This is a genomic window from Rhodococcus sp. PBTS 1 (genome assembly GCF_001620025.1).
Classification (GTDB): Bacteria; Actinomycetota; Actinomycetes; order Mycobacteriales; family Mycobacteriaceae; genus Rhodococcoides; species Rhodococcoides kroppenstedtii.
Window position 1 is genome coordinate 1,813,479 of the sequence record NZ_CP015219.1, and the last position, 23,738, is coordinate 1,837,216.

Genomic DNA, 23,738 nt, shown 5'->3' on the forward strand with positions numbered 1-23,738 from the left:
GCATTGCACCCGGGCCGCCCGTCGTCACCGCTACCGGTCGACTGTCGGTGACACCTGCCATAGTGGGGGAGGTCAGCAGTGCACACAGGGCATCCGGCGCGCGGTGTCCCGGGCAGAAAGCGGTGGTTCCGAAGGTGACCTCACGAGAGACCGACACGACCGACATGGCGCGGGACGTGCAGACGCTCGAGAAGGCCGTCTACGAGGTCAAACGGGTCATCGTGGGTCAGGACCGGCTGGTCGAGCGCATCCTCGTCGGGTTGCTGGCCCGCGGCCACGTGCTGCTCGAAGGCGTTCCCGGCGTGGCGAAGACGCTGGCCGTCGAGACGTTCGCGACGGTGGTCGGCGGCTCGTTCTCCCGCGTCCAGTTCACCCCTGACCTCGTCCCGACCGACCTGATCGGCACTCGGATCTTCCGGCAGGGCAAGGAGGAGTTCGACATCGAGCTCGGCCCGGTGGTCGCCAATTTCGTTCTCGCGGACGAGATCAACCGCGCACCCGCCAAGGTGCAGTCGGCGCTGCTCGAGGTCATGGCCGAACGGCACGTGTCCATCGGCGGTCGTACGTACCCGATGCCGGATCCGTTCCTGGTGATGGCCACGCAGAACCCCATCGAGAACGAGGGCGTCTACCCCTTGCCGGAGGCCCAGCGTGACCGATTCCTGTTCAAGGTGGTCGTCGATTACCCGTCGGTGGAGGAAGAGCGGGAGATCGTCTACCGCATGGGCGTCGCACCGCCGACGCCCCAGCAGGTGCTGAACCCCGACGAGTTGGTGCGGTTGCAGAAGATCGCGGCGTCGGTGTTCGTGCACCACGCACTGGTCGACTACGTGGTTCGGGTCATCGCGGCGACGCGCAACCCCCGCGACGTCGGGCTCGACGACGTCGCGTCCTGGATTGCCTACGGTGCGTCCCCGCGCGCGACACTGGGCATCATCGCGGCCTCCCGCGCCCTCGCGCTGCTGCGCGGTCGCGACTACGTGGTTCCCCAGGACGTCCTGGAGGTGATTCCCGACGTGCTGCGCCACCGGCTCGTGTTGTCCTACGACGCGTTGGCCGACGAGGTGACCCCCGAGCAAGTCATCACGCGCGTTCTGCAGACCGTGGGCCTCCCGCAGGTCGGGGTCCAGGCCGTGCCCCAGCAGAACCGGCCGGCCCCGCAGGGTCCGGCACCGCAGCAGGGTCCCGCGCCTCAGCAGGGCCCGAACCCCCAGCAGGTCCCGGCACCGCAGCAGGGCCCGTCACCGCAGCAGGGCCCGGCATCCCAGCAGGCTTCGGCGACCGACTCGTCGCGGTGACGGACACCGAGCATGGTCGGCCCCCGTCGTTCGCGTCGGGGTCGCTGGAGGATCCCCGGCTGACGTCGGCGCTGCGCACCCTGGAGCTGACGGTTCGTCGTCGTCTCGACGGCGTGTTGCACGGCGATCATCTCGGCTTGATCCCCGGTCCGGGTTCGGAGCCGGGTGACGCCCGCGAGTATCAGCCCGGCGACGACGTCCGTCGGATGGACTGGTCGGTGACGGCGCGGACGACTCAGCCCCACGTTCGTCAGACCGTGGCGGACCGGGAGTTGGAGACGTGGCTGGCGATCGACCTGTCCGCCAGTCTCGATTTCGGAACGGCCGGTTGCGAGAAGCGCGACCTGGTGGTGGCGGCGGCCGCGGCGATCGCGCACCTCACCAGCGGTGGCGGCAATCGCCTGGGCGCGGTGATCACCACCGGCGACCGCGTCGTACGCGTACCCGCGCGCGGGGGACGGCCCCATCTGCAGTCGCTGCTGAAGACCATCGCCACCACGCCCCACGCCGCGGAGGGTACTCGCGGCGATCTGGCCGGCGCGATCGACTCGCTCCGACGCCCGGAACGTCGGCGCGGCCTCGCCGTCGTGGTCAGCGACTTCCTCGGATCGACCGACTGGGAGCGCCCGCTACGGGCGATCGCGGCGCGTCACGACGTGCTCGCCGTCGAGGTGTTGGACCCGCGCGATCTCGAGCTTCCCGACGTCGGTGACGTGGTGCTGCACGATCCGGAGTCGGGGCGCACCCGCGAGTTCTCCGTGACGCCGCAACTCCGATCCGACTTCGCGCGCGCCGCGAGTGATCACCGGCGCGACGTCGAGAAGATCCTGCGTGGTTGCAATGCACCGCGGTTGACCTTGCGGACGGACGGCGACTGGATCGCCGACGTCGTCCGATTCGTGTCCCGGCGACGCTTCGGCGCGAGCGTGGGGGCGAGCACGCGATGAGCCTCTCCGGATTCTCTGCGCCCTGGTGGTTGCTGTTCCTCCTGGTGGTGGTCGGCCTCGTCGTCGCCTACGTGTGGGCGCAACGCCGGCGGGTGCGCAACACACTCCGCTTCACCAACCTGGAACTGCTCGAGCGGGTCGCCCCCGCCCGCCCCGGCCGATTACGTCATCTCCCCACGGCGCTGATGCTCGTCGGACTGCTGTTCCTCGGGATCGCACTGGCCGGTCCCACGTCCGACCAGCGGGTACCCCGCAACCGCGCCACCGTGATGCTGGTGGTCGACGTGTCGTTGTCCATGGAGGCCACCGACGTCGAACCGACCCGCCTGGCCGCTGCTCAGGAGGCGGGCAAGCAGTTCGCCGACGGGCTCACGCCCGGCATCAACCTCGGACTCGTCGCGTTCGCGGGGACGGCCTCGGTGCTCGTGTCCCCGACGGTCGACCGGGACGCGACCAAGTCGGCCATCGACCGGTTGCAGCTGGCCGAGCGGACGGCGACCGGAGAGGCGATCTTCACGGCCATGCAGTCCATCGACACCCTGGCGGCGGTGCTCGGCGGTTCGGACGCAGCGCCGCCGGCCCGCATCGTGCTGCTCTCCGACGGGAAACAGACGGTGCCGGACGATCCCGACGATCCGCGGGGCGGGTACACCGCGGCCCGTGAGGCCGAAGCGAAGGGCATTCCCATCTCGACGATCTCCTTCGGCACCAGCTTCGGCACAGTCGACATCACCGACGAGCAGGGGGACACCCAACGCGTCGCGGTCCCCGTCGACGACCCGTCGCTCGAGGAGATCGCGAACCTGTCCGGCGGCAGTTTCTTCACCGCGTCGAGCCTCGAGGAACTCACCGAGGTCTACGACACCCTCGAAGAGCAGATCGGGTTCGAAACCACGCGGGGCGACGCCAGTCGGCCTTGGCTGATCGCCGGAGTCCTGTTCGTCACGGCAGGATTCGTCACAGCATTGTCGCTGCGCCAGCGGGTGCCCTGACGCACGTCGGTAGAGTACCGGCGGGCCGCCTGGCCCTCGATCGTCCGCGCTGCGGCCGTCGTCCCCGAGAGAGAGTCGAGAGTTCATGTCGTCCGCACCCGAATCGTTCGTCGCCCGGTCCGTCCTGGTCACGGGAGGCAACCGGGGTATCGGACTCGCCGTGGCGCGTCGACTCGCGGCGGACGGGCACAAGGTCGCCGTCACCCACCGCAGCTCGGGTGCCCCCGACGGCCTGTTCGGCGTGCAGTGCGACGTCACCGATTCGGACTCGGTCGATGCCGCCTTCACCGAGGTCGAGAAGCACCAGGGACCGGTCGAGGTGCTCGTCGCCAACGCCGGCATCACCGACGACACCCTGCTCATGCGGATGAGCGAGGAGCAGTTCACCTCGGTGATCGACGCCAACCTCACGGGTGCGTTCCGGGTGGCCAAGCGGGCCAGCCGGTCGATGCTCCGGGCCCGCTTCGGCCGCTTCGTCTTCCTCGGCTCGGTGGTCGGTATGGCCGGTGGCCCCGGCCAGATCAACTACGCGTCGTCCAAGGCGGGCGTGATCGGCATGGCTCGGTCGTTGACCCGTGAGCTCGGGTCGCGCTCCATCACCGCCAACGTCGTCGCGCCCGGGTTCATCGACACCGACATGACCGCCGCCATGGACCAGAAGTACCGGGACATGGCGCTGCAGGCGATCCCGCTGCAGCGTGCCGGCACCCCCGAGGACGTGGCCGCCGTCGTCAGCTTCCTCGCCTCGGAGGACTCGGCCTACGTCTCCGGCGCGGTGATTCCGGTCGACGGCGGCATCGGCATGGGTCACTGACCACTCTTCTTCTCTCGTCGACGAAAGGCTCGAAGACCTCATGGGCGGACTGCTCGAAGGCAAGACCATCCTCATCACCGGCATCATCACCGATGCCTCCATCGCGTTCCATGCGGCCAAGGTCGCGCAGGAGCAGGGCGCGACGGTGATCATCACCGGGTTCGATCGGTTGCGACTGATCGATCGCATCGCCCAGCGGCTCCCGCAGCCGGTCCCGCCGGCCATCGAGCTGGACGCGACCAACGAGGAGCACCTCGCGGCGCTGGCCGACCGGGTGCGCGAGGTCGCGCCGAACGGTCTCGACGGCGTGCTGCACTCCATCGCGTTCGCCCCGCGCACGCTCATGGGACCGGACGCCAAGCCCTTCCTCGAGGGACCGGGCCCGGATGCGGCCGCGGCGTTCCAGATCTCGGCGTGGAGCTACGCCTCCGTCTCCCGTGCGGTGTTGCCGGTCATGAACGAGGGCGGCTCCATCGTCGGTATGGACTTCGATCCCCGCACGGCCATGCCGTACTACAACTGGATGGGCGTCGCCAAGGCCGCACTGGAATCGGTCAACCGTTACGTGGCGCGCGAGGTGGGTGCGGCGAAGAAGGTGCGGTCCAACCTCGTGGCGGCCGGCCCGATCAAGACCCTTGCGGCCAAGGCCATTGCCGGGACCGCCACCGGCGACGCCGCGAAGATGAACCAGCTCAACGAGTACTGGGACGGCGCCTCGCCCATCGGGTGGGACGTCGAGGATCCGACCGCCGTGGCCAAGTCCATCTGTGCGCTGCTCTCGGACTGGCTTCCCGCCACCACCGGGTCGATCGTCTACGTGGACGGCGGCGCCAGCCACAACACCTGGTTGCCCGAGAACCTCTGATCCTGCTCGGGCCGGGCGGAAGCGACCCGCCCGGCCGGGCAGAATGGAGCCATGAACTACGACGCGCTGTTGGTGCTGTCCTTCGGTGGCCCGGAGGGCCCGGACGACGTGCGACCGTTTCTGGAGAACGTCACGCGCGGCCGAGGAGTCCCACCGGAGCGTCTGGACGCGGTGGCCGAGCACTACTTGCACTTCGGTGGTGTGTCGCCGATCAATCGGCTGAACCGAGAGATCATTGCCGCGGTCGAGGCCGAATTCGCGCTCACCGGTGTGGATCTGCCCGTGTACTTCGGCAACCGAAACTGGCATCCGATGGTGGAGGACACCGTCGCCGGCATGCGTGACGACGGTGTACGGAACGCTCTGGTGTTCCCGACGTCCGCCTGGGGCGGGTATTCGGGGTGCCGCCAGTACCACGAGGACATCGCCCGGGCGCGTGCTGCGGTCGGCGAGGGTGCCCCGCAGCTGACGAAGCTACGTCAGTACTACGACCACCCGTTGCTCGTCGACGCCTTCGCCGACGCGATCACCGCTGCGCTGCACCGACTTCCGGCCGACAAGCGCGCCGGTGCGCGCGTGGTGTTCACCGCGCATTCCGTACCGGTCTCGGCGGACGCCGCCGCGGGACCCCCTTCGGCGGGTGGCCATCTCTACAGCCGGCAGGTCGCCGAGGCCGCGCGGCTGTGCGCGGCGGCCGCCGGAGTCGCGGAGCACGATCTGGTGTGGCAGTCCCGGTCCGGTCCGCCGCAGATCCCGTGGCTGGAACCGGACATCTGCGATCACCTCGAGACCCTCGCCGACAGCGGGGTGGAGGCGGTGGTGGTCTGTCCCGTCGGCTTCGTCTCCGACCACCTCGAGGTGATCTGGGATCTGGACACCGAGGCCGTCGAGAAGGCCGCGGAACTCGGCATGGCCTTCGAGCGCGCCGGAACCCCGGGCGACGACCCGCGCTTCGCCACGTTGGTGCGAACGCTGGTGCAGGAGCGCACATCCGGGGTCGCCGCGGCGCGTCTGGGTTCCGAGCCGGCGTTCGGTACGACGGTGGACGGCTCACCGTGCAACCCCGGGTGCTGCGAGCCGCCCGTTCGCCGGCGACCCGCCTGACCGATCAGGAGTGCAGGAAGCGGTCCACCGCGTCCGTGACGGCGACGCGGCGGGCCGTGCGCACCGCGGTGCGCAACGAGCGCACGGTGGTCTCGCGCGTCTCGGCGCCCGTGCTGGTGGGCGCCTCCGACGGGGCCGCGAGGTCCGCGGCGTCGAGGATGGCGTCCACGCGGTCCGCGGTGTCGAGAACGCGCGTGATGCGTTCGGACAGAGGCGGATACGGGTGCGCCTGAGCGGCGGCCAGACGCTCGGCGATGAGAACGTGCGGGTCACCGAGCCGCCGGGTGACCACGGCGGGCGCGGAGCCGAGGACGTCGGCCGCCTCTCGCACCACCTCCCGCATCGCGTACTCGACCTCACCGAGCGCGGTGTCGCGACGTGGATGGGGCTGCGGGAACCGGAACACGGTCCAGCGCAGCACGTCCGGACCCTCGACGGTGGGGACCAGGCCGATTCCTGCGCCGCCGGGTACCCCGACCATGACACCCTCGCCCGCAGTCAGGGCGGCGGTCGCGAAGGTGGTGCCCGTCGGCAGACCGGCGACGTCGCCGGGGACGGGGAGCACCAGCTCGACCGTGGCCGCCTCGCCGGCCGGGGCGGCGAGACGGAGAACGCTCAGCAGCGTGGCGGATCCGACGTCGCGGGGCGTCGGCCACGGTAGATCGAGTTCCTCGGCGACGTCCTCGTCGTCGGCGACGACCAACGTCAGCGGGGCCCACCGACCGAGCGCGTCCAGAACGTCGTCGGGCGCGGCCCGTCCGCCCAGCCAGGCGCCGGACCAGATCGCGAGAGATGCCGAGGGTGAGGACACGAGAGACGAGTTTAGGCGGGGACGCCGACAGGAACGGCGTGGCTGCCGCGCCCCGAGTGCGACGCCGACTAGCGTGGATCGGCCCGGTGACGGAACGGACGAAGGCAGGTCGCGATGGCGAGCCAGGGATACGGGGACATCTTCGCGGGCCACGCGCGACGACGACGCACGGCGGCACCCACCGTCGCGGCCGAGCGTGACCTCGTCGTGGAGGACGCCGCGACCGGGTTCTGCGGCGCCGTGGTGGGATTCGAGCGCACCTACGACGGCGAGTTCGTCCGGCTCGAGGACGGACGGGGGCGCACGCGACTCTTCGCGATGCGCGAGGCGGCGTTCCTCGTCGACGGATCACCCGTGACGTTGACCCGGCCTGCTCCGAGAGCCACCGCCGCACCGCGACGCTCGGCGTCCGGCTCGACGCGCGTCGAGAACGTCCGCGCCAGTGTCGCTCTGCCGAGCCGGATCTGGGTGGAGGGCGTCCACGACGCCGCGATCGTGGAACGGGTCTGGGGCCACGACCTGCGCGTCGAGGGTGTCGTCGTCGAGTATCTCGAAGGCCTGGACAACCTGGCGGATCGCCTGCAGGAATTCGGGCCCGGTCCGAAGCGCAAGGTGGGGGTGCTCGTCGACCACCTCGTCTCCGGAACGAAGGAGGAGCAGCTCACGCGCTCGCTCGGACCGTTCGTGGAGGTGACCGGTCACCCGTACATCGACGTCTGGCAGGCGGTGAAGCCGTCCGCGGTCGGCATCGCGGCCTGGCCCGTCGTTCCGCGCGGGATCGACTGGAAGACGGGGGTCTGCGACGAATTGGGTTGGGGCACACCGCGCGACGGGTGGCGTCGAGTCTACGAGTCCGTGTCGTCGTTCCGCGACCTCGAGGCGCCGTTGATCGGTGCCGTGGAGCGGCTCATCGATTTCGTGACCGACCCGTCGTGACCCGACGGACGGGATCCCGCCGTCGACCGAGGTCCTGCTCCGTGTCCGATTCGTCCCGTTCAGGGACAGCTCGATAACGATCCGTCTCGACCCCCGGCACGCCGACGCCCGGGTCGGTTTTCGTCGCTAGTGTGGAGTCGTGGTTGCACTTCTGTGGGTCTTGGGTGCGGTGATCCTCGCCGCGGGCGAGGCGCTGTCCGGCGACTTCTTCCTGCTCATGCTGGCCGGTGGCGCGCTGGGCACGGCGGGCGTCTCGGCACTCACCGATCTTCCGGTATGGGGCGACGCGCTGGTGTTCGCGGCCCTGTCGGCCGCGCTGATCCTCGGTGTCCGGCCGGCCCTGACGCGGCGGTTCTCGACGCCGCCCCCGACGCCGACCGGCATCCAGGCGCTCACCGGAAAGACGGCACAGGTGCTCGAGCCCGTCGACGAGGTCTCCGGGACGGTGCGTCTGGACGGTGACGTGTGGACGGCGCGTCCCCTCGATCCGACGGAGGTGTACGCGGCCGGAACGACCGTGACCGTGATGAAGATCGACGGCGCCACGGCCGTCGTGTGGAAAGGACCCTAGATGGCTGATTACATCGCCTTGATCGCGCTGGTCGTCGTCGTCCTGTTCGTGGCTCTCGTCGTGGCCAAGTCGGTCACTCTCGTGCCGCAGGCCGAGGCCGCGGTGATCGAGCGTCTCGGTCGGTACTCGAAGACCGTGTCCGGACAGCTGACGTTCCTCGTTCCGTTCGTCGATCGGGTGCGGGCGAAGGTGGACCTGCGTGAGCGGGTCGTGTCCTTCCCGCCGCAGCCCGTCATCACCCAGGACAACCTGACGGTGTCCATCGACACCGTCGTCTACTTCCAGGTGACCAATCCGCAGGCCGCGGTCTACGAGATCAGCAACTACATCGTCGGCGTCGAGCAGCTGACCACCACCACGCTCCGCAATGTGGTCGGTGGCATGACGCTCGAAGAGACGCTGACCTCCCGGGACTCCATCAACGGGCAGTTGAGGGGTGTGCTCGACGAGGCCACCGGTCGGTGGGGCCTGCGCGTGGCGCGAGTCGAGCTCAAGAGCATCGATCCGCCGCCGTCGATCCAGGAGTCGATGGAGAAGCAGATGAAGGCGGACCGCGAGAAGCGGGCCACCATCCTCACGGCGGAGGGCAACCGCGAATCGTCCATCAAGACGGCCGAGGGTGCGAAGCAGAGCCAGATCCTGTCGGCGGAGGGTGCCAAGCAGGCCGCCATCCTCGAAGCCGAGGGCGAGCGGCAGTCGCGAATCCTGCGCGCGCAGGGTGAACGTGCCGCCAAGTACCTGCAGGCCCAGGGCGAGGCAAAGGCCATCGAGAAGGTCTTCGAGGCCATCAAGGCGGGCAAGCCGACGCCGGAGCTACTCGCGTACCAGTACTTGCAGACGCTGCCGAAGATGGCGCAGGGCGACGCCAACAAGATGTGGGTCGTGCCGTCCGACTTCGGCGACGCGCTGAAGGGCTTCGCCAAGCAGCTCGGCGCCCCGGGCGACGACGGCGTGTTCCGGTTCGAACCGAGTGCGCACGACGACGTCCGGAGCAAGCCGGAGGACGATTCGGACGAGGTCGCGGAGTGGTTCACCACCAAGACCGATCCGGCCATCGCCGAGGCCGTCGCCGCCGCGGAAGCGGTGGCGCGCAAGCCCGTCGACACTTCGCTCGCGGCGGCGGCACGGGATCAGCGTGCGTCGGAGATCGAGCAGCCGGCGGTGTCGTCCCCGGAGCAGACCAAGCAGCTCGACAGCTGAGTCCGGCCGGCCGGGGTCATCGGAGCAGAGCGAGTCCGATGCCCCCGGCCGCGGCGGCCCAGAGGACGCTGGCGAACGTCCCGATGATGAAGTACTCGGACGACTGCGCGCGGCGGAGTTCGGGGTAGCGCGCGAGACCCTTCACGGCCAGCACCACGGCGATTCCCTCGGGCCAGCCGGCCAGGATCGTCACCACGACGGCGGTGCGTTCGAGCGCGCCGATCACCAGTCCGCCGCGGAGCACCGTGTCCGGTCGGTCGTCGTCGCGGTCCGTCCCGGACACCGTCGGCGCGAGGCGAAAGACGCTGGGTGCGAGCGTGAGTCCGCCGAACACGGCGGCGAGACCGCACAGCACGATCGAGACGGCTGCGGGGACACCGGTGACCGGTGTGGACCGCGCCACCGAGGCGACGCCGGCGACCGTCAGCGCACCGGTGGCCGTGACCGAGGGCAGCCACCACGCCACTCGCGCGACCGGGGGAAGGGCTGCCGCTGTCGCGGCGGCGAGAGCGACGATCACCAGGACGATCACGGGACCTCCTTCTCGGCGAGACGGTCGGCGGTCGCGAGCATTCGCGCGACGACGGGCCGTGCGGCGCGTTCGAGATGCCACCCGGCGACGGCGAGGCGTTGGGACACCGCCTGCGGAGTGATCGACAACTCTTCCGCGACGGCGTTCTGCGAGCCGAGTCGGCGGAGCGCGGCGATCGCGTCACGGCCCTGGTCGGTGCGCCGGGCGACGAGCACGGCGAGGAGTGCGAGGACCGCGTCGGCGTCCGCAGCGGAGTCGGCGTCGACGCCGCGGACGGCGATGCGGGCAGGGGCGCTCTTGGCGCTCTCCACCGCCTCCCGTGCCGACTCGAACGCCGCTCCGCGCCCCGCGCGGGTGGAGTCGGGAAGCGGGTGTTCGACCGGCCCGATGCCGATGCCGACGCTCCAGTGGCCGTCGTCGACGAGATCCAGCGCGACGTCGAGCACGGTGTCGGCGGTGTCGACGACCGCCTGGATTTCGTCTCCGGCGGTGCGCTCGAACGGGCGCACCAGAGCGGGACGGGGGGAGCGCAGGACGTCGGCCACGCGGTCGACGTCCCGCCGACTGCCGCGTTGGTCGACCGTCATTACGAACATGAATCAACCCTAGAGACTTGAATCTGCCGAATCAAGCGTGCAGCGTTGACCGGTGACGTCAGAGGGCCTCGTCGATGCCTTGATCGGGCCGAATCAAGTACCGAGGCTTGTCGGCGAGGATTCACGCGACGCCGACGCGTCCGATGATCCCGTGACGGGGAGCCGAGCGTCGACGAGCAGTCCGAGGACTCCCACGGCGATGCAGACACCGGACACGGCCAACATGAGGGGATCGGCATCCCCGGCGAGGGCGTTGCCGAGCAACACCACTCCCACCGTGCCGGGAACGACACCCACCACCGTGGCGAGCGCGAACGGAGCGAGCCGCACCGAGGACACCGCCGCCGAGTAGTTCACCACGGAGAACGGAACGGGCGCGATGAGGCGCAGACTGCCGACGGCCAACCACCCCCGCCGTTCGAGGCGGGCGTCGACGGCACGCACGAGCGGATGGCGAAGGTGGCGGGCCACCACGCTGCGTCCGAGAGCACGCACCGCCACGAAGGCGAGAACGGCACTGACCGTGGTCGCACCGACCGCGACGAGCAACCCCGTCACGGGCCCGAACAGCACGCCGGCCGACACGGTGAACAGGGTGCGCGGAACGGGCAGGACCGTCACCAGGGCGTGCGCGAGAAAGAACACCAGGACGAAGGTCGGCCCGACGGCCGTGGCCCATTCGCGCACCCGCTCGACGGACGGCAGCGGAACGAGCGCGGCGAGCACCACGAGCGCGGCGACTGCAAGCAGCGCCCCCGCCGCGCGCACGCCCGGCCGGCGGTGGGCGGGACGCGGAGTCGTGGTCACGTTCGCCGAGCCTAACGGCGCGTACGCCGCGACCGCCGAGAACGATCGGAGGACCGACGCTCGGACGACCTAGCATTGTGAAGTTTGTCTCAGGTCCGGGGCCGTGCATGACGGTCCGAGGTGTCGGACGGTGCGGTTAACATCACAATCGTTCCGCGTCCGAAGCAGTGTCGCCGAAGCAGTGTTCGAGAGGCAGTCCGTGTCCCCAAGCCAGTCGCAGGTGCCCACCGAGGGTGGTGTTCCGTCGCCGGTGAAAACGACCGACAGCACGGACCCGGTGGGTGCGGAGGTCCCGGTCCGCAGCGCCGAGGACGGTCTCGCCGCCTGGCGCGACGCCGTCGCCGGAGTGCTGGCGAAGAGTCGCCGCACGGATCGCTCGACACTGCCGGACCGTCCCGAGACACTGCTCGAGACCACGACGTACGACGGCGTGACCATCGCCCCGCTCTACGGGCCTCTCGACGAGCAGCCGGAACCGCCGTTGCCGGGCCACTTCCCGTTCGTCCGCGGTGGTGACCGGCACCGCGACGTCCACGTGGGGTGGCGCGTCGCCGGGCGGTACGGCCGCGACGGCGCCGACGCGGCGACGGTCAACACCCGCATGCTCGACGGTCTGCAGAACGGAGTCAGTGCCCTCTGGCTCTCCACCGGCGTCATCGGTGCCGGTGGTGTGGCCGAGGCGCTCACCGGCGTGCTGCTCGACCTCGCCCCGCTCACCGTGGACGCCGGGGCGGATCTTCCCGCGGTCGCCGACGCCGTGTTCGGCGTCCTGCCGGCCGAGACCCGGGTGTCGGTGTCCCTGGGCGCGACTCCGTTGACCGACGCGGTCGCCGGAGTTCCGACCGTCTCGCTCGAGGACACCGTCGCCCTCGCTCGCCGGGCCGGCGCGGACGGTCGCGGCGTCCGTGCGATCACCGTCGACGGCACCGTGTTCCACGACGCGGGCGCGGCCGACGGGCAGGAGATCGGGCTCGCCGTGGCCGCGGGCCTCGAATACGTGCGCGCACTTCTGGCCGCCGGCGCCACTGCCGCGGAGGCTCTGTCGCAGCTCGAGTTCCGCTTCGCCGCCACCGACCAGCAGTTCGAGACCATCGCGAAGTTCCGTGCGGCGCGCCGTGTCTGGGCCCGCGTCGCGCAGGTCCTCGGCGCGCCGGACCACGGCGCCGCACCGCAGCACGCGGTCACGTCCGCCGCGATGATGACGCAGCGCGATCCCTGGGTGAACATGCTGCGCACCACCCTCGCGGTGTTCGGCGCGGGCGTCGGTGGGGCCGACGCGGTGACGGTGCTGCCGTTCGACGTCGCCCTGCCGGGCGGCGCACCCGACGTCAGCGAGACGTTCGCCGCACGCATCGCGCGCAACACGCAGCTGCTGTTGCTCGAGGAGTCGCATCTCGGCCGGGTCCTCGATCCCGCGGGCGGGTCCTGGTACGTCGAATCTCTCACCGACGCCACCGCAGAGGCCGCGTGGACGGTGTTCCAGTCGATCGAGCGCGCCGGGGGCTACCGGGCCGCCCTCGACAGCGGCGAGATCGCGCGGACGGTCGAGCGCACGCGCGTCGCCCGTGAGCAGGACATCGCGCACCGACGCACGTCGGTGACCGGGGTCAACGAGTTCCCGAATCTGCAGGAGCCCCCGGTGACACCCGGCGACGGCACCGTGGACGGTCGCCCGGTCGCCCGGTACGCCGCCGCCTTCGAGGCGCTACGTGACCGTGGCGACGCCGTCGCGGCCGAGCGGGGGAGTCGCCCGGTCGTCCTCCTGGCACCCCTGGGGTCGGTCGCGGAACACAACGCCCGCACCACCTTCGCGGCCAACCTGATGGCCTCCGGCGGCATCGAGGCCCTGAACCCCGGCGCGAACGCCGACCTGACGGCCGTCGCGACGGAAACCGGGTCACCCGTCGCCATCGTGTGCGGCACCGACAAGCGCTACGCCGAGGAGGGTCCCGCCGCCGTGCGAGCTCTGCGCGACGCCGGCGTCACCACCGTCCTGCTCGCGGGGAAGAGCTCGACCTTCCCGGCCGACACGGATTCCGCCGCGCGGCCGGACGGCGACCTCACCCTGTCGATCGACGCCGTGGCCGAACTGAGCCGCATCCTGGACCTGCTCACGGGCACCGACCCCGCTCCGGAAGGACAGCCCGCATGACGCCGAACGCCGAGATGCCGAACGCCGATGTCCCGAACGCCGAAGTCCCGAACTTCGGGGACATTCCGCTGGTCGACCCGGGGGCCGACACCACCCCCGCGGACGGCCCCGACGCCGCCACCCACATCGCCGCCGGTGCGGAGGCCAACGGGTACACCACCGACCAGGTCACCTGGTCCACGCCCGAGGGCATCGACGTGCGTCCGGTCTACACGCGAGCGGACCGCACGGAGGCCGGCGAGCAGGGCTACCCGCTGGATTCCTACCCCGGCGCCGCACCGTTCCTGCGCGGCCCGTACCCCACGATGTACGTCAACCAGCCGTGGACCATCCGCCAGTACGCCGGTTTCTCCACGGCGTCGGAGTCCAACGCCTTCTACCGTCGCAATCTCGCCGCCGGGCAGAAGGGCTTGTCGGTCGCGTTCGACCTCGCGACGCACCGCGGTTACGACAGCGATCACCCGCGCGTGCAGGGCGATGTCGGCATGGCGGGCGTCGCCATCGACTCCATCTACGACATGCGCCAACTCTTCGACGGCATCGACCTCGGGTCGGTGTCGGTGTCGATGACCATGAACGGTGCCGTGCTGCCGATCCTCGCGCTCTACGTGGTGGCGGCGGAGGAGCAGGGGGTGGGGCCGGAGAAGCTCGCCGGCACCATCCAGAACGACATCCTCAAAGAGTTCATGGTGCGCAACACCTACATCTATCCGCCCGAGCCGTCCATGCGCATCATCTCGGACATCTTCGAGTACACCTCGACGCACATGCCGAAGTTCAACTCGATCTCCATCTCCGGCTATCACATCCAGGAGGCCGGAGCGACGGCCGACCTCGAGCTGGCCTACACCCTCGCGGACGGTGTCGAGTACATCCGTGCCGGACTCGCGGCGGGCATGGACATCGACACGTTCGCCCCGCGGTTGTCCTTCTTCTGGGCCATCGGGATGAATTTCTTCATGGAGGTGGCCAAGCTGCGCGCCGGCCGTCTGCTGTGGGCGGAGCTGGTGCAGCAGTTCGAGCCGTCGAGCCCGAAATCGCTGTCCCTGCGCACCCATTCGCAGACCTCGGGGTGGTCGCTCACCGCACAGGACGTGTTCAACAACGTCGCCCGCACCTGCGTCGAGGCCATGGCGGCCACCCAGGGGCACACGCAGTCGCTGCACACCAACGCACTCGACGAGGCGCTGGCCCTGCCCACCGACTTCTCGGCCCGCATCGCGCGCAACACCCAGTTGCTGCTGCAGCAGGAATCCGGGACCACCCGGCCGATCGACCCCTGGGGCGGGTCGTACTACGTCGAGTGGCTCACCCACCAGCTCGCCGACCGGGCCCGGGCGCACATCGCCGAGGTCGAAGCCGCGGGCGGCATGGCGAAGGCCATCGGTGAGGGCATTCCGAAGCTCCGCATCGAGGAGGCAGCCGCGCGGACGCAGGCGCGGATCGACTCGGGACGCCAGCCGCTGGTGGGAGTCAACAAGTACGTGCCCGACGAGCCCGATTCCATCGAGGTGCTCAAGGTCGAGAACTCCCGCGTGCGGTCCGAGCAGCTCGAGAAGCTCGAGCGACTGCGGGCGGAGCGCGATCAGGACCGTGTCGACGCCGCGCTGGCGGCGCTGACGGCCGGTGCCGAGTCGCGCGAGGGCGGGATGGACACCAACCTGCTCGCGCTCGCCGTCGACGCCGCGCGCGCGATGGCGACGGTCGGCGAGATCTCCGACGCGCTCGAGAAGGTCTACGGTCGGCACCGTGCGGAGATCCGCACGATCAGCGGTGTCTACCGCGACGAGGCGGGGAAAGCGAGCAACATGGTGCGCGCCGGAGAACTCGTCGACGCCTTCGCCGAGGCCGAGGGACGACGCCCCCGCATCCTGGTGGCGAAGATGGGTCAGGACGGCCACGACCGCGGCCAGAAGGTCATCGCCACGGCGTTCGCCGACATCGGATTCGACGTGGACGTCGGCCCCCTGTTCCAAACGCCCGACGAGGTGGCGCGTCAGGCCGCGGACAACGACGTGCACGTCATCGGCGTGTCCTCGTTGGCGGCGGGCCACCTCACGCTGGTCCCCGCGTTGCGCGAGGCCCTGGCGGAGGTCGGACGCCCGGACATCATGGTCGTGGTGGGCGGGGTCATCCCGCCCGGTGACTTCGACGCGCTGCGCGAGGCCGGCGCTGCGGCGATCTTCCCGCCCGGCACGGTCATCGCGGACGCGGCGGTCGATCTGGTGCAGGCGCTCGCCGAGTCGCTCGGACACGGAGCGAACGCCTGACCATGGCCGATCGACCCACCGTCGCCCGGCCCGTCGTCGACGTCGACGCTCTCGCCGCGTCGGTGCGCGCGGGGGAGCGCGCGGGACTGGCGCGCGCCATCACGCTCGTCGAGTCGACGCGCGAGGACCACCGAGACCGGGCGCAACAGTTGCTCCAGCAACTGCTCCCGCATGCCGGTGGCGCTCATCGCGTCGGGATCACCGGTGTTCCCGGGGTGGGGAAGTCGACGTTCATCGACGCGCTCGGGATGTACCTGATCGGACAGGGGCATCGGGTGGCGGTGCTCGCGGTCGACCCGTCGTCGTCGCGCACGGGGGGATCGATCCTCGGGGACAAGACGCGCATGGCCAGGCTCACGGTGTCGGACCGGGCCTACATCCGGCCGTCGCCGACGTCGGGCACGCTCGGCGGCGTCGCCAAGGCCACCCGCGAGACCATCGTGCTGCTCGAGGCCGCCGGCTACGACGTGGTTCTCGTCGAGACGGTCGGCGTCGGCCAGTCCGAGATCACCGTCGCCGGGATGGTCGACTGCTTCTGCTTCCTCACCCTCGCCCGCACCGGGGATCAGTTGCAGGGCATCAAGAAAGGGGTTCTCGAGCTTGCCGATCTGGTGGCGGTCAACAAGGCCGACGGCAACCACATCCGGGACGCGAAGAGCGCCGCCCGCGAACTCGCCGGGGCGTTGCGCTTGATCCACCCGCACGACGCCGTCTGGGTGCCGCCGGTGCTCACCACCAGCGCCATCGAGGAGACGGGTCTGGACGAGTTCTGGGCCACCGTCCTCCGTCACCGTGAGACCCTCAGCGCTGCAGGACAGTTCGAGGAGAAGCGCCGCACCCAGACCGTACGGTGGGTGTGGACGATGGTCCAGGATCAGGTGATGCGCCGCCTCGAAACCGACCCGGACGTGCGGACCGTTCGAGGCGACGTGGAGCGACGCGTGGCCGACGGGTCGCTCACCGCGGCGCTGGCGGCGCAGGAAATTCTGGCGGCCTACGATCGTCCGAGCGGAGCCTGAGCGCGCTGAGCTGCGAAGGCGCCGACTCGCGCGATCAGGTCGTCGAAGAAGGCCTCCGGATCGGTCGCCACGGCGATGGCCGCGTTCGGCGGCCGCCCCCAGTGACCGCGTCGGTCGGCCACCGTCGTCCCGCGGGTGAGGGTTCCGGTGAGTTCGACGTCGACCGTGGCCGTGCGGTACTCGGCGATCTCCGGGCGCAGGGCGACCGCCGCGGCGAAGGGGTCGTGCATGTGCGCGAGGTAGCCCTCGCCCTGCGCCTCGTGGAACTCGAAGTAGAAGCGGATGGCGTCGGCGAGGTGCCGCACGATCGGCACGTCGGGTCCGCCCGCCGCTTCGATCATCCGGTCCACGTGGTGCGGGTGCATCTCGATCGACTCGGTGAGGTTCAGGCCGCAGACGATCGGTTCGCGTCCCGCCGGTGCCGCGGAGAAGGCGTCGAACACCTCCTTCGCGGCCTCGGGATCGACCGCGACGTTCCACTCCGTGGTCGGCGTCGTGTTGCCGGGGTGATCGAACGATCCACCCATGATCACCACCCGCCGCAGCAGGGTCGGCAGGGCGGGCTCGAGGCGGAGAGCGAGGGCGAGATTGGTCAGCGGGCCGGTGACCAGGCCCGTCAGCTCGCCGGGATGGGCGCGCGCCAGCTCCACCCAGGCGGTGGCCGCGGACCGCGCGGACAGCGACCGCGTGGTCGGCGGGAGCTCTGCGTAGCCGACGCCCAGGGGGCCGTGGGTGTCCTCGGTGGTCATGAGCGGCGCGACCAACGGACCGTCCGCCCCGACGCACACCTCGACCCCGTCGAGTCCGCAGAGATCGAGCCAGGACGCCGTGTTCCGGGTGACCTGCGCCGTCGGCACGTTGCCCGCCGTGCAGCAGACGGCGACGATCTCGGCGGCGGGGTCCGCCGCGAGGAGGACGAGGGCGAGGGAGTCGTCGATACCGGTGTCGACGTCGACGACGAGGCGGGTGGTCACACGATCTCCGAAGTCGGGTAGCGGGCCTCGTCCGAGCCCCACGGTCGGGCGGGCCACGGGTAGTCGTCGTACTCCGCCAGAGCGGGACGCGCGGTGCGGACGGATCCGTGAGTCACGGTGTGCGACTCGGGAATCGGCGTTCGCTCGGGAAACTCCCTCGGGCGTGGCAATGCGAGCAGATGCGCCGCCGTCCGGGCCAAGGACGCCGTGACGGTCCGCCCGATGCCGCTCTCCGCGCGCAGGGCCAGAGCGTCCACGATGCCGGCCGCGAGGAGGTATCCGGTGGCGTGGTCGAGCGCCTGCACCGGCAACGCGCCGGGGCGGTCGTCGCTGCCGCTCAGCACCGCGATCCCGGACGCGGCCTGCACCAGACTGTCGAACCCGCGTCGACCGGCGAACGGACCGCGCGTCCCCCACGCCGACACCGACGCGACCACCGCCCCGCCGGGCCGGACGGACTCGACGACCGACATCACCGTCGAGCCCGGCCGATAGCCGCACACCACGACGTCGGCGGTCGTGGCCAGTGCGGCGAGACGATCGCGCTGGTCGGGGTCGTCGACGTCGAGAAGGGTCGACGCCTTGCCGGCACCGGTGTCGAGGTGCTGCGTCTCGATCTCCGGCAGCCGCGGCGAGTCCACTCGCAGCACCGACGCGCCGAGCAGTGCCAGGGCGCGAGTGGCCACGGGGCCTGCGAGAACGCGCGTGAGGTCCAGGACGCGGATACCGGCCAGCGGACGTCGGGCGTCGGTGGGCGGGTCGGGCAGCGACGAGGTCCCGTCCGGGCGTACCGACGTCGTCACCAGGGGACCGGTCGCGGCGAACCGCCCCGCCGGCTCCTCGTTCCACTCCGACGGCGTGCGCACCGCGACCACCAGCGCACCCGCCGGGGCCGCGGCGTCCTCGATCTCTCGCGCCGAGACCCGCGCGAGGGCGGCGGCGACGGCGCCCGGCTCCTCGGGCACGCCGAGCAGGGCGCACAGCCGATCGCGGTGGTGGGGGTAGTTGGCGTGGGTGCGCACCCATCCGTCCGCGGTGGGCCAGAAGCCGGACAGAGGTGCGAATCCCGCTGCGGCAGCGCCGTTCACGCGGAGCAGGTCGCCGCCGGCGAACGACGACGCCACACGGTCGCCGTCGACCGACCACGGCAGGAGCTCCAGACCCACCTGCCGGCGATAGCGATCGACCGCCGAGCAGAGCGCCGCCACGCTGCCCGTCGCGAGTGCGGCGACCGGCAGCGGGCCGGCCAGGACGCCGGGTGACGACGACACGACCGGGATGTGCTGCCGACGCTCGTGACCGTGGTCGGCGTCGTACTGCGCGGACGTGTCGAGCACGCGCTCAGACCTTGCGCGCCGAGATCTCCATCCCGGCGGCGCGCAGGCGCGTGATCAGCGCGGTCCCGATACCCGACGCCGGGGTGAGCACGCCGCCGCCGAGCGAGGGCAACTCGTCGCGGTTCTTCACCAGAGCCAGCGCGGACTCGCCGAGCATCATCGCCGTGGCGGCGTAGCCTGGGTCGCCCTTGGCCTTCACCCGCGAGACGTAGTGCTCCCCGCTGGTGGTGGTCGTGTAGATGTCGACGACGAAATGGCCCTTCTGTCGGGTCTTCTCGCTGGGGCCGCTGCCCGGAGCGGGCAGCACCTTGTCCAGGAGGAACCGCGTCGGCTTGAACGCCAGCCCGGCCACGAACGCGCCCAGACCGGCGAGGACACCGGCCGCGAGGACGGGGGAGACGGGGGACGAGCCCACGCTCATGACCTCGTTGTACTTGAAGGTCTTGCCGTAGGGATAGCCGAGGATGGCGTTGGTGCGCCGCACCACGCGGGTGTTGTACGACGCCATGACGAACGGCGCCTTCCACCCCTTCAGCGACGGGTGAATCGACGATCCCTTGAGCACGGGAGCGTCGTTCTGCCGGCCGAAGTCCGGCTCGATCGAGCGGTCCGGGCTCAGGGAGTACGGGCTCGCGGCGAGCTTGGCGGCCGCGCGGTCCTTCGTGATCTCGTCGATCTGACCGCGCAGCGAATCGATGGTGCCGCCGCTGACGCCGCCGCTCATCGACGTCACCACGAGCGTGGTGTCGGTGAGGTCACCCGCGCCGTCCTCGGTGACCTTGCGGTGCAGTTCGAAGACACCGATGTCGGACGGCACCGAGTCGAAGCCGCAGGAGTGGACGATGCGCGCGCCGGTCCGGACGGCGGTCTCGTGGTTCTCGTCGGCGCTCGCGCGGGCGAAGAGGACCTCGCCGGTGAGGTCGACGTAGTCGGTGCCCGACTCGGCGCAAACGCGGGCGAGGACGCGGCCGTACTTGGCGTAGGGACCGACCGTGGTGAGGACGACGGACGTGCGCTGCGCGAGAGCGGTGAGCGCGGCCTCGTCGTCGGCGTCGGCCACGACGAGCGGCCAGTCCGCCGCTCGCGCCGGCAGTCCCCGGCGGGTGGATTCCAGCTTGTCCCGACTCCGGCCCGCCAGCGCGACGGTGGTGCCGTCGGGAGCGTGGCGAGCGAGGTACTCGGCGGTCAGAGCCCCGACGAATCCCGTTGCGCCGTAGACGACGATCTCGAATTCGCGGGCGGTGGACTCACGCGGGGAATCGGCCATTCCCCGACACTACTAGCGCGCTCACCAGGACCACGTGTGGACCGGCTCGCCGTCGTGCATGCGGTCGAGATAGTCCGCGAGCATGCCCGCGAGCGCGCGGCCGCGGTCGTCTCCGGCTCGCTCTCGCGCGGCCAGCGCCGAACGCTGCCACACGGCGCCGTTCTGCCGGCGCAGGCACCGACCTTCGATGACCCGCAGGTACCGGTCTCGGACGTCGGGGTCGACCCCGAAGGCGTCGAGGCCCGCCTCGGCCATCGGGAGCAGGCGCCGCAGGACCAGCTCCTGGGGCGACACCCAGCCCACCTCCGGCCAGTAGCAGCGGGCGTCGATGCCGCTGCGCGCCGCGGAATGCAGGTTGTCCTGCGCGGCGTCGAATGACATCTGGCTCCACACGGGACGGTCCGCGTCCACCAGCGAGCGCAGCGCGCCGTAGTAGAACGCGGCGTCGGCCATCACGTCGATCACCGACGGTCCGGCGGGCAGCACCCGGTTCTCGAGACGCAGGTGGTGCTCGCCGTCCGACGTGTCGTAGATCGGCCGATTCCACCGGTAGACCGTGCCGTTGTGCATCTTCAGCTCGGTCAGTTCCGGGGTCCGGCCGGCGGCGAGCTCGGCCATCGGATCCTGGTCCGACACCACCGGCAGCAGCGCGGGGAAGTAGCGGGAGTTCTCCTCGAAGAGATCGAAGATCGACGTGATCCACCGTTCCCCGAACCAGACGCGCGGTCTCACGCCCTGGTTCTTGAGCTCCTGCGGGCGCGTGTCCGTGGCCTGCTCGAAGAGCGGGAGTCGGGTCTCGTGCCACAGGGCGCGTCCGGCGAGGAAGGGGGAATTGGCCGCCAGGGCCACCTGGACCCCGGCCAGTGCCTGCGCGGCGTTCCAGTGCGCCGGGAACTCGTCCGGCGCGACCTGCAGGTGCAACTGCACGGACGTGCAGGCCGCCTCCGGCAGAATCGTGTCGACGATGCGGTGCAGCGACTCCGCCTCCCGACTGCCCGGCAGCGGCACCCCGGTGACGTTGAGCTCGATGTCCTCGCCGCGGGCGGCGAAGATCTGACTGTTCAGCAGGTCGTACCGCGGGTTCTCCGACAACCACTGCGCGGCGAAGTGTTCTTCGCGCAGCGTAGGCAGCATGCCGATCATGGCGAGGGCGGAACCGGTCTCCTTCGCCCTCGCGTCCGCGTGGTCCAGCGACGCGCGGAGTTCGGTCTCGAGGGTCCGCATCCGGTCCCCGGCGAGCGGGGCGGGCGCGACGTTGATCTCGATGTTGAATCGGCCCAGTTCGGTCTGGAAATCCGGATCGGCGATCGCCTCGAGCACGGCGGTGTTGGCCATGGCCGGATCCATCGCGTCGTCGACGAGGTTGAGTTCGATCTCCATCCCGATCCGCGGCTCGTCCACCGCGAAGGTGTCGTCGGCCAGCATCGACGCGAGGGCGTCGAGGCACTGCTGGACCTTGCGCCGGAAGTCCTGCCGGTCCTGGCGGCTGAACGTGCGCTGCTCGACCTCGTCACCCATGGGGACATCTCATCACGCACGGACCTCGGCAACGAGACAGAGGGGGACGACGAGACACGGGGCGTGAATACAACGAAGGCCCCGGATCCGGTGATCCAGGGCCTTCGTGAGAATTTTGTCGACGTGTCCGAGGGGGGACTTGAACCCCCACGTCCGTTAATAGGACACTAGCACCTCAAGCTAGCGCGTCTGCCATTCCGCCACTCGGACCTGCTCGCACCGCTTCTCGCGGTGCGCAGATGAATGTAGTCGATGCGCCGCGTCCCACCAAAACGGCACGTCACACGGTGCCTACCCACCGCGCCCACCCACTACCCACCGGCACCGCCGATGGTAGGAACGAAGCCGTGTCCACCAGCGAGCAGAACCCCGAGACCAGTTCCGAGACCACCGCCTCCGGCACCGTCGCCGTCGAGGAGGTCGTGGACCTGGTGGCGTCGTTGATCCGCTTCGACACCACCAACACCGGCGACCCGGCGACGACCGTGGGGGAGCGAGAGTGCGCCGAATGGGTGGCGCGGCAGCTCGAGGAGGTCGGGTACGAGACGGAGTACGTCGAATCCGGGGCGCCCGGGCGCGGCAACGTGTTCGCCCGGCTGCCCGGCGCGGACCGCTCACGCGGCGCACTCCTGGTGCACGGCCACCTCGACGTGGTGCCGGCCGAACCCGCCGACTGGAGCGTGCATCCCTTCTCCGGTGCGGTCGAGGACGGCTACCTGTGGGGCCGCGGCGCGGTGGACATGAAGGACATGGTCGGCATGGCGCTGGCCCTCGCGCGGCAGTTCCGGTCGCAGGGCACCGTGCCGCCGCGCGACCTCGTCTTCGCGTTCCTCGCCGACGAGGAGGCCGGCGGCAAGTGGGGTTCGCACTGGCTGGTCGAGCACCGCCCGGACCTGTTCGAGGGCGTGAGCGAGGCCGTCGGCGAGGTGGGCGGCTTCTCGCTCACCGTCGCCCGCCCGGACGGGGAGGAGCGGCGGCTCTACCTGGTGGAGACGGCCGAGAAGGGCCTGGCCTGGATGCGCCTGACCGCGAAGGCCCGCGCCGGTCACGGGTCCTTCCTGCACGACGACAACGCCGTCACCTACCTCGCCGAGGCCGTCGCGGCCCTGGGCAAGCACCAGTTCCCGCTGGTGATGACCGAGTCGGTCACCGAGTTCCTCGCCGCCGTGTCGGCCGAGACGGGGCTGGAGTTCGACCCGGGTTCGCCGGACATCGACGGCACCCTGGCCAAGCTCGGCAGCATCGCGCGGATCGTCGGCGCGACCCTGCGCGACACCGCCAACCCCACCATGCTCGACGCCGGCTACAAGGCCAACGTCATTCCGCAGACGGCCACCGCGACCGTGGACTGCCGCGTGCTGCCGGGCCGCAAGGAGGCTTTCGAGAAGGAGGTCGACGAGCTGATCGGCCCGCACGTCGAACGGTCGTGGATCGCCGATCTCGAGCCGTACGAGACCACGTTCGACGGGCATCTGGTCGACGCCATGAACGACGCGATCCTCGCGTTCGACGAGAACGGCCGCACCGTGCCGTACATGCTGTCGGGCGGAACGGACGCGAAAGCCTTCGCCAAGTTGGGGGTTCGCTGCTTCGGCTTCGCGCCGCTCAAGCTGCCCCCGGAACTGGATTTCGCTGCGCTGTTCCACGGGGTCGACGAACGGGTACCCGTGGACGCGTTGGTGTTCGGCACGAAGGTGTTCGAACACTTCCTGCTGCACAGCTGACCCG

General features: G+C 70.5%; 21 protein-coding genes and 1 tRNA gene. 13 read left to right on the forward strand and 9 right to left on the reverse strand.

The window, feature by feature from the left end; all coding sequences use genetic code 11:
- Positions 1–164 precede the first annotated feature (164 nt).
- From A3Q40_RS08255 to A3Q40_RS08280, 6 genes are all read left to right on the forward strand, one after another.
- On the forward strand, positions 165–1,298 hold the full coding sequence (locus A3Q40_RS08255) for an AAA family ATPase (protein WP_082833829.1): 1,134 nt from the start codon (positions 165–167) through the stop codon (positions 1,296–1,298).
- A complete protein-coding gene (locus A3Q40_RS08260) occupies positions 1,295–2,245 on the forward strand; it encodes a DUF58 domain-containing protein (RefSeq protein WP_068101199.1) in 951 nt (316 codons plus the stop codon). The genes A3Q40_RS08255 and A3Q40_RS08260 overlap by 4 nt, the downstream gene beginning before the upstream one ends.
- Complete coding sequence (locus tag A3Q40_RS08265; RefSeq protein WP_068101202.1) at positions 2,242–3,237, forward strand: VWA domain-containing protein; 996 nt, start codon at positions 2,242–2,244, stop codon at positions 3,235–3,237. The genes A3Q40_RS08260 and A3Q40_RS08265 overlap by 4 nt, the downstream gene beginning before the upstream one ends.
- Positions 3,238–3,322: 85 nt before the next feature.
- A complete protein-coding gene (fabG1, locus tag A3Q40_RS08270; protein WP_068101205.1) occupies positions 3,323–4,051 on the forward strand; it encodes a 3-oxoacyl-ACP reductase FabG1 in 729 nt (242 codons plus the stop codon).
- 40 nt (positions 4,052–4,091) lie between these two features.
- The gene (gene inhA / locus A3Q40_RS08275; protein WP_068101208.1) at positions 4,092–4,916 is read left to right on the forward strand and encodes an NADH-dependent enoyl-ACP reductase InhA; all 825 of its coding nucleotides are present in this window, start codon (positions 4,092–4,094) and stop codon (positions 4,914–4,916) included.
- Positions 4,917–4,967: 51 nt separating this feature from the next.
- Entirely contained in the window at positions 4,968–6,020 is a 1,053-nt protein-coding gene (locus A3Q40_RS08280) for a ferrochelatase (RefSeq protein WP_068101210.1), read from the forward strand.
- Between the two features lie 4 nt (positions 6,021–6,024).
- On the opposite strand, the gene A3Q40_RS08285 is transcribed toward A3Q40_RS08280, so the two are convergent.
- On the reverse strand, positions 6,025–6,831 hold the full coding sequence (locus tag A3Q40_RS08285; RefSeq protein ID WP_068101213.1) for a hypothetical protein: 807 nt from the start codon (positions 6,829–6,831) through the stop codon (positions 6,025–6,027).
- Positions 6,832–6,945: 114 nt separating this feature from the next.
- Between A3Q40_RS08285 and A3Q40_RS08290 the strand changes: the two genes are divergently transcribed.
- The 3 genes from A3Q40_RS08290 (at position 6,946) to A3Q40_RS08300 (ending at position 9,538) form a co-directional block, all read left to right on the forward strand.
- Positions 6,946–7,767, forward strand: coding sequence for a DUF3097 domain-containing protein (locus A3Q40_RS08290; protein ID WP_068101215.1), 822 nt, complete (start codon positions 6,946–6,948; stop codon positions 7,765–7,767).
- 139 nt (positions 7,768–7,906) lie between these two features.
- Complete coding sequence (locus A3Q40_RS08295; protein ID WP_068101217.1) at positions 7,907–8,338, forward strand: NfeD family protein; 432 nt, start codon at positions 7,907–7,909, stop codon at positions 8,336–8,338.
- Positions 8,339–9,538, forward strand: coding sequence for an SPFH domain-containing protein (locus tag A3Q40_RS08300; RefSeq protein ID WP_082833830.1), 1,200 nt, complete (start codon positions 8,339–8,341; stop codon positions 9,536–9,538).
- Between the two features lie 16 nt (positions 9,539–9,554).
- On the opposite strand, the gene A3Q40_RS08305 is transcribed toward A3Q40_RS08300, so the two are convergent.
- From A3Q40_RS08305 to A3Q40_RS08315, 3 genes are all read right to left on the reverse strand, one after another.
- Positions 9,555–10,070 carry a hypothetical protein gene (locus tag A3Q40_RS08305; RefSeq protein ID WP_068101222.1) on the reverse strand — a complete coding sequence of 172 codons (516 nt, stop codon included), beginning with the start codon at positions 10,068–10,070 and terminating at the stop codon, positions 9,555–9,557.
- Positions 10,067–10,666, reverse strand: coding sequence for a hypothetical protein (locus A3Q40_RS08310; RefSeq protein WP_068101226.1), 600 nt, complete (start codon positions 10,664–10,666; stop codon positions 10,067–10,069). Before A3Q40_RS08310 ends, A3Q40_RS08305 begins: the two co-directional genes overlap by 4 nt.
- A 93-nt stretch (positions 10,667–10,759) precedes the next feature.
- Positions 10,760–11,473: a TVP38/TMEM64 family protein gene (locus A3Q40_RS08315; protein WP_139203874.1), complete on the reverse strand. Its 714-nt coding sequence runs from the start codon at positions 11,471–11,473 to the stop codon at positions 10,760–10,762.
- Between the two features lie 277 nt (positions 11,474–11,750).
- On the opposite strand from A3Q40_RS08315, the gene A3Q40_RS08320 reads away from it, so the two are divergent.
- Genes A3Q40_RS08320 through meaB form a run of 3 tightly spaced genes read left to right on the forward strand, consistent with a single transcriptional unit; the run spans position 11,751 to position 16,914 of the window.
- Positions 11,751–13,625: a methylmalonyl-CoA mutase family protein gene (locus A3Q40_RS08320; RefSeq protein WP_068105659.1), complete on the forward strand. Its 1,875-nt coding sequence runs from the start codon at positions 11,751–11,753 to the stop codon at positions 13,623–13,625.
- 14 nt (positions 13,626–13,639) lie between these two features.
- The gene (gene scpA / locus A3Q40_RS08325; protein WP_068105660.1) at positions 13,640–15,895 is read left to right on the forward strand and encodes a methylmalonyl-CoA mutase; all 2,256 of its coding nucleotides are present in this window, start codon (positions 13,640–13,642) and stop codon (positions 15,893–15,895) included.
- A gap of 2 nt (positions 15,896–15,897) precedes the next feature.
- Positions 15,898–16,914, forward strand: a complete 1,017-nt coding sequence (gene meaB / locus A3Q40_RS08330) for a methylmalonyl Co-A mutase-associated GTPase MeaB (protein WP_068101233.1) — start codon at positions 15,898–15,900, stop codon at positions 16,912–16,914.
- On the opposite strand, the gene A3Q40_RS20175 is transcribed toward meaB, so the two are convergent.
- From A3Q40_RS20175 to A3Q40_RS08355, 5 genes are all read right to left on the reverse strand, one after another.
- A complete protein-coding gene (locus A3Q40_RS20175; protein ID WP_068101236.1) occupies positions 16,890–17,888 on the reverse strand; it encodes a nucleoside hydrolase in 999 nt (332 codons plus the stop codon). The two genes, meaB and A3Q40_RS20175, sit on opposite strands and share 25 nt — an antisense overlap.
- Positions 17,885–19,225 carry a CoA transferase gene (locus A3Q40_RS20180; RefSeq protein ID WP_235606524.1) on the reverse strand — a complete coding sequence of 447 codons (1,341 nt, stop codon included), beginning with the start codon at positions 19,223–19,225 and terminating at the stop codon, positions 17,885–17,887. The genes A3Q40_RS20175 and A3Q40_RS20180 overlap by 4 nt, the downstream gene beginning before the upstream one ends.
- Positions 19,226–19,229: 4 nt before the next feature.
- On the reverse strand, positions 19,230–20,492 hold the full coding sequence (locus A3Q40_RS08345; RefSeq protein ID WP_068101239.1) for a saccharopine dehydrogenase family protein: 1,263 nt from the start codon (positions 20,490–20,492) through the stop codon (positions 19,230–19,232).
- A 21-nt stretch (positions 20,493–20,513) separates the two neighbouring features.
- A complete protein-coding gene (locus tag A3Q40_RS08350) occupies positions 20,514–22,010 on the reverse strand; it encodes a glutamate-cysteine ligase family protein (protein ID WP_068101242.1) in 1,497 nt (498 codons plus the stop codon).
- 124 nt (positions 22,011–22,134) lie between these two features.
- Positions 22,135–22,220: transfer RNA gene (locus A3Q40_RS08355), tRNA-Leu, on the reverse strand.
- A gap of 137 nt (positions 22,221–22,357) precedes the next feature.
- Here A3Q40_RS08355 and A3Q40_RS08360 point away from each other — a divergent pair.
- Positions 22,358–23,734: a M20/M25/M40 family metallo-hydrolase gene (locus A3Q40_RS08360; protein WP_308124799.1), complete on the forward strand. Its 1,377-nt coding sequence runs from the start codon at positions 22,358–22,360 to the stop codon at positions 23,732–23,734.
- Positions 23,735–23,738 lie beyond the last annotated feature (4 nt).